Genomic DNA, 6,438 nt, shown 5'->3' on the forward strand with positions numbered 1-6,438 from the left:
GACGGATTCGAAATCCAGTCCGCAAAACCACAAATAGCCCGCATGCATGGGCAGCAGTTGATACAATTCCCGTTCGGAGTGGTTGAATAAATACGAAAGCAGCATCAGTCGAACCATTCGCTCCGGGTCAGCCGCCGGGCGACCGGTGCGTTCCGTATATAGCGGCGCTACCCAATCATGGACGATGGATAAATCAAGCGCCTCGTTGATTTGACGCAGGATGTGCTTTTTCGGCACGAGTTCATCCATATCCACGAATTGAAACATCTGAGGCTGGACAGCCGATGACTTATAGGCTTTCATGTTCAATCACTCTCTCGATTATTTGTTACAGTACAAATTCGACAAAACCGTGGGAAAGACCTGTTTAAGCGGACTTTTTCACCAGACTTCTAAATAATGAAAAAGAAACCAGAGATAAGATCATCACCGATCATCTAGATTCACAACCTTTCCTCGCTGGACCACCCACGAAATGCCGCTGACGATAACAGTAAAAGGCTCATATTGCCCCAAAAATCGCTATTATCGTTTAAGTTTGAAAAAGGGAATAAAAAACAACAGATTCCTCTGCTGTCAATCGATGCATCTTGATATGTTTCCTCTTCCCCTTGACTGTAGTTGTCCGATATGCGTATCCATCTCGATGAAGCTGCCATTTCCAGCGGGATAACCATTCCTCATCGTACACTTCAGCATAGCTGCACTTTCCAACCAGAATCCATTTCATGTATCACCCCCCCACCTTTAAAAAAATAGGGCCGTACAGCAACGCTGCGGCCCCTTTCTTACCCTTCTATCCAGAAAATGAACTCACAAACTAAAGAAGACAATACAAAACTGACCCTGTACCTTCGTTAGAATCAAGATCCTAACACGAAAATTGCTCCATATCTTTAACCATATAATCAACTCGGTTCGCAATAAACTGCTTACTCGTTGCCCCTTTTTGACATAATTGACCATAAGGGCTATCAGGTGAGTACCGTTCAATCAGGAAAGAGTTTGCCCAATACCCAAACTTATCTTCTGTCCAGCCATTTTCGAGCGCAAAATCCACAACTTGAAACAAGCTGGCGACATGAACCTTCTTTAAAGCTTTTCGTTGTTTTTTATCCCAATTGCGAAACGCTGCATCCATAAACTCAATTTTGTTCTCTACAATCTCTACTGTAGTAGCCGGTACTTCGTCCAAGCTGGAGATAAATCGATTTAAACTTGCTCCCCCAAAATCAATATCTTGATTCATTGCTGAAGCAATGAACTGCCAAATCAATCGCTCATCTACATAGCGGTTAAGATCTGTTTTTGTAAATGCAATTTTTTCAAAAAACAAGCTTTGACCGATTTCCTGGACTGTTTCCCGCACAGCATGACTTACCTTGACTCTGGTCTTCTCAGTGGAAGTCAGTGGAACCGACTGATTCACCCGATAGAACATTTCCTCTACCTCTTCAAAAGTGCATTCGCGAAACTCTGTCACCGTGAAATTGTACGTCAGGAATTCAAATTGTGTTTCCGAAGACAATTCTTCATATCGCTTTCCAGCAATGCATTCTCCATTGAAATCCGCTGTTCCCTTGCTCAATTTGTATTGTCCATCGTGGAAGAAGAAAATAGACTCCCAACGCTGCCGGCCATCAATGACCCAGATGTATCCGTCTCCGTTATCCCAAACAAGGATGTTTGGAATGTAGCGATCCCGAATGACTGAATCGACAAGATACGAACGGCGATCATTTTTCCATACGCTGTTACGCTGAAATGGCAGATCAAAGCGAATACGATCTCTCATGTTTAAAAGGTTTTTTGTTGTGCGTTGAATACTTGATCTTTTCATTAAATAGTCCTCCCAAAATTAAAGAGCAGGACAGTAAATAGCTGCCCTGCTCCTTGTTTTATATTTCAAAAGCTTGATACACTGATTCATCCTCGAATGAAGAAGCTTTTACAATTCGGTCCGAGAACCCCTCTACTCCTTCTATAGACTCCGTACCGAGTAACAAAGAAAGCACTGAAAAGCCCTTCTTCTCCTTTAACTCGTTCCAGCTATTTAGAAATCGTTCATTCATATGAGCTTCGCCGTCTGTTACAAAAATAATGTCCGCTTGGCTGAAACGGCTCCGCTTAATCACTTCGGCAGCTTTTTTCAACGGAGGTACAAAACTTGTCCCTCCACCCAAAAAGACAGTTGCAAGCTGAATCATATCCTGAACGTCAATCTTCCCTCTCTCATAGATCAAGGGAGCAGCAGCATGCGAAGAAAAGGGAATCCATGCAAAATCTCTTCTTTGCTTTCGTGCAATGCTCATCAGTGCAAGAGCAAAGCCTTTTGAAATCGGATCTTGATTTGCCATACTTCCCGATTGATCCAAGCATAGAACAATCGGCCCCTTACCAAGCTGTTCAGGCCCCTTTGTATCGTACTGAAGCGTTTGGCCCTCCACATATCGGCGTAAGAAATCCATTTTGGTCATAGGGCTGGCATAACTGCCAAGTTCCATCGGCAATAGCTGCTCTACATCATTGCCCTGCCGGACACCGTTACGGTTGATCGCATCCTTATGCTTGGAACGCTGCTTACGATTGGCGATTACCTTCATACGACCAGCCCATGTTGCAATCTCTTTCAATTTCTTATCGTGACTCAATTTTTCAGCCAGAAGCAATTGATCCTTTAATGGAACCTTTTTCAGTTCACTATCTCCACTTCCCGCCTTTATTCCACCCAAGAGAGACTTCACATTCTCTTTGGCTTCTACGGCTTCCTGTGCAGCTTGAGACAACATTCGAGATAGAGAGTTTCCTTTCTGGTTCAGGGCTGCGGACAAAACCTCTGCTGCCTGCTGCGAAGCACCCTGTTCTCCATTCATCAAGTTTTGTAATGCTTCAGCAAATTCTTGATCCCTCTGTGCTTGTTCCTTCACCCAACCAAGAACCGTCTCGCTATATTTTGTTGTACCAAGAGCCGCTGCCAGATCATCCAGACGGGTAAATTCACGAAACCCCTGATAGCCTTCATCTGTCATGACCTTCTCCATTAGCTGATGATTTATTCCTAATTCATCAGGAACTTGTTCCAACAATTCAGGCTTCATTTTGAATAAACCAGCCCATATATCGCCCATTAATGGCTGAAAAGAGGGGAATATCTCGTTCCCCTCTGCTCCAACCTTCTTGAGCTTTTCGGACATTTCCAAGAGCTGCCCAAAACGTCTACGATCATATGAATCTGTATTTAAAACGGAATTCATCGGCTCCTTCATCTGCTACACTCCCAACACTTGGGATGCAATATCGGTTAATGACTTCTGAACAAGAGCAATGGCTTGCTCAACTTCTGGCCGGTTCGGATTATCCTTCTGGAGATTTTTAAGCTCACCGACCAAGGTCTTGAGCTTTTTCGTACTCTCAACAGCCACATCCGTAGAGTTGTTAGATTGATTGAGGTTATTTAGAATCTCCGCTGCTTCAGCTTCAATCTCTTCCACGCGCGTCTTCACACCATCTTGGGCATGATTACGTACAATCTTCACCACCTTATCACGCTGCTCTGGCTTTTCCCACAGGCTATGTTTAAGAATCATGAGGTCTTCCAAGATAGCCTGATCTCGGCCGGCCAGTACCGCTTTAGCACGAACAACGGACAAGGCTTGCTTAAAACGGCGATCTGAAGGCCGGATTCCCTCATCCATTAGCTCCCGTCTGATTTTACTCAGCGCACCGTAAACTTCATTAGGAATCGTAACCGTATCGCTGAAAAATTGAAGCTCAAACAGTTCTTCCAGACTCATACTTGTTGAAGAAGATGGAGAACCTTTCAACATGGCAATGAACGATTGATCCTCTCCAATGTAATCCACTTCATATCGTAAAAGGAAGCGGTCAAATAAAGCCTCAAGCCCTTCCCCTTCTTCCGGATACTCGTTTGAAGAACCAATTAGGCACATCAATGGAGCAGAAACCGGCGCCCCATCATTGTAAAAAATCCGTTCATTGATGAGCGTTAGGAGTGCGTTCAAAATTGCACTATTGGCCTTGAAAATTTCGTCAAGGAACGATGTGTGCGCTTCCGGTAACTTCCCGGATGTATTTCGCTTATAAACGCCATGCTCCAGTTCTTTTAAGGATACCGGCCCAAACAGCTCCTCTGGGGTGCTGAAACGAGTAAGCAACCATTGAAAGTAATTAGCCCCGGTAATTCTTTTTGTAAGATCAGATACAAGAGCGGACTTACCAGTTCCAGGGGGGCCGATCAGTAAAGCATGCTGACGAGCGATCATGGCCACCATCAATCCTTCAATGACTTCTTCACGTTCTGCATATTGTACTGACAATTCATTTTGAATATCTTTAATTTTCAAATAAATCCCTCCGCTTTTTTAAAATAAAAAAAGAGCCGAAGCTCCCCGTTTGGAAGTCATCAGCTCTTCATTTTAATTAGTTTTTACCTGTTAATTTGAAAAAGCGCCCTCTTGGTCCAAAGTTGTCAACAGTTTACGTTCATGCTGCAAAGCTTCTTCCGGATCTACTGAGCGGAGTCCCAATTCTGCCTTCACTTTCTCAAAATACGAAGCTGGAATCTGATCGTAATCAATAGTAACGGAAGGTTTAACCGCATCCGGGATCTGATCAGCAATACTTTCAACCACTGCGGCAGAATGTAAAGGATAGTGTTCTTCCCCATCAATCACTTCATAGGGGAAATTTTGTGTTTTGACATTATTAATAATCATGTCCTTTTTTCCTTTCAATTTTAATCTCACCGCCCGTTTTGGTATATGGATATTATACACCAAAACCAAGAGGTAAAACATTCTTTGATTACTGTACATGCCGTCCATGTTCAGGAAACATGGCAGTTACTACAGCAAAAAGTATACCCTGATTCCTTTTCTTTATAGCTAATCCAACTGCCAGTTTTCGATTCTCGTATTTTCCGACTACGGTTAATACCGGATCAGCATTAGTATAAGGTTGTTCTCCAAAGGGATATTTCTTGGCTTCATGCATTTCTGAAGGATTGTTATGATACAAAATGGATTCTACCATTTTCTTGGTAATTCCCCGTTCTTCCATACGCTCCCCTGCATGCTGACTGTATCGAACCTTTTCCAAATCAATATGATCTTGGAGTACCTGCCTGATCAGAGGCCAATGCTGTAAATAGGCTTGTCCTTTCATGAGTTTTTCCTTTCTGTTACCTTTACGATAACGAATTTTTTAATCCGCCATATTCACCAAGGCGACTGCAATTTTTTCGCGTATAAGTGTTACACAAGTTTCCATCTCTTTTAAATCACCAGTAACAATAGCCTCATATTCTTTATAATTGGAAACCACATTTTTAGCGTCTTCCAATATTGCCTTTAGCTCATTTTTCTTAAGCTGATTGGCTACCCCATTCTCACAAGCTTGAAGAGTTCCGCGCAGATGATCCAAAAGCTTTCTTGTAACCATATTTTTCATATCCATGGTGTTCATTACAGGAACCTTCTCTGCCTCTCCCTTTTCAAGGGAAGTGATAAAGCGAATCAAAGCATCCAAATTCCCTTCAAATTGCGCTGGGACGAAATAGACGCCTCCAGATGGTCTTACCGGAGTAGGAGACATACTCTTCAAGACGCTGGTAATTAGGGTACGCAGTGTAGTAGAGCCGTAATTGTTTCGATAAATCTCAAATTGTATGGCGGCATTATTGACTAACTGCTGCGCCAGTGATGAAACATAGCTTGTCTCTACTTTCCCTGCTTTACGATCTAATACCAGTGCTCCGGCATCGGGAATGTAATTTAATCTTCGACCTTTCGTATCTTTAGTTTCACAAACCAAGTTGCGCTGTACAAAAGAGCTGGTAGATGCCACCTCACGAAACATGTAGTTCTCATACACTCCCGGCGACATTTCCCGTCTGAACTTTTCACTAGTAGCTCTTCTAAATGCATCTGGAAGTCGAATGTCTTTCGGCATCCAGCCAGCGCCTAACCCGGAATCAACAAGTTTTTGTTTAAGCTCATCGGGAGTGATCAGCATGCTTGATAATGAACTCCAAGTCAAAAAACCGATAGCATTTCCTTGGCCGGATGGAACCGCAACCGCATTTTTTAAAATAGCACTCATAAGAAAGCCTCCTCATTTTTGATAATAAAAAGGGCCAATTCCTCAAGCATGCCGAAAACATGCGAGGAATTAGCCTTTGAATAAACTCTTCAGACTTTTAGTGTCCACAATTTACACTCGAAACAGCTTGGCCTTCATTCCGACAATCGGGCTTTCTTTCATTCTTTGTGTCAAAGAGTCCATATCGGAAACAAGTTGATTTCTCCCTTCTTCTCGTCCCCTAACATCATCCAGTAAATCATGCGCAAAATTCATAATTTGTTGAACACTCTGCCAAAACGATTGACCTTTAAGCGACAACACGTCAAGTTCTGTACC

The 6,438-nt window shown here is 43.0% G+C and carries 9 protein-coding genes; all 9 read right to left on the minus strand.

The features are described from left to right. Positions 1-303 (minus strand): transposase (locus tag ABD76_RS24185; protein WP_197259564.1); only part of this gene is annotated, 303 nt, incomplete at its 3' end. Positions 304-532: 229 nt separating this feature from the next. Beyond that, on the minus strand, positions 533-730 hold the full coding sequence (locus tag ABD76_RS24190; RefSeq protein WP_197259565.1) for a hypothetical protein: 198 nt from the start codon (positions 728-730) through the stop codon (positions 533-535). Positions 731-871: 141 nt separating this feature from the next. After that, the gene (locus ABD76_RS24195) at positions 872-1,840 is read right to left on the minus strand and encodes a DUF262 domain-containing protein (protein ID WP_197259566.1); all 969 of its coding nucleotides are present in this window, start codon (positions 1,838-1,840) and stop codon (positions 872-874) included. A gap of 58 nt (positions 1,841-1,898) precedes the next feature. Continuing rightward, a complete protein-coding gene (locus ABD76_RS24200; RefSeq protein WP_197259567.1) occupies positions 1,899-3,266 on the minus strand; it encodes a VWA domain-containing protein in 1,368 nt (455 codons plus the stop codon). 3 nt (positions 3,267-3,269) lie between these two features. Further along, a complete protein-coding gene (locus ABD76_RS24205) occupies positions 3,270-4,364 on the minus strand; it encodes an AAA family ATPase (protein ID WP_197259568.1) in 1,095 nt (364 codons plus the stop codon). 90 nt (positions 4,365-4,454) lie between these two features. Beyond that, the gene (locus tag ABD76_RS24210) at positions 4,455-4,736 is read right to left on the minus strand and encodes a hypothetical protein (protein ID WP_197259569.1); all 282 of its coding nucleotides are present in this window, start codon (positions 4,734-4,736) and stop codon (positions 4,455-4,457) included. Positions 4,737-4,824: 88 nt separating this feature from the next. Beyond that, on the minus strand, positions 4,825-5,184 hold the full coding sequence (locus ABD76_RS24215) for a DUF4258 domain-containing protein (RefSeq protein WP_197259570.1): 360 nt from the start codon (positions 5,182-5,184) through the stop codon (positions 4,825-4,827). A 39-nt stretch (positions 5,185-5,223) separates the two neighbouring features. Beyond that, the gene (locus ABD76_RS24220; protein WP_197259571.1) at positions 5,224-6,120 is read right to left on the minus strand and encodes a DUF6744 family protein; all 897 of its coding nucleotides are present in this window, start codon (positions 6,118-6,120) and stop codon (positions 5,224-5,226) included. A gap of 111 nt (positions 6,121-6,231) precedes the next feature. Beyond that, positions 6,232-6,438: hypothetical protein (locus ABD76_RS24225; RefSeq protein ID WP_197259572.1), on the minus strand; the 207-nt coding region annotated here is incomplete at its 5' end.

Source organism: Paenibacillus dendritiformis, assembly GCF_015845845.1.
In the GTDB taxonomy this organism is placed as follows: Bacteria; Bacillota; Bacilli; order Paenibacillales; family Paenibacillaceae; genus Paenibacillus_B; species Paenibacillus_B dendritiformis_C.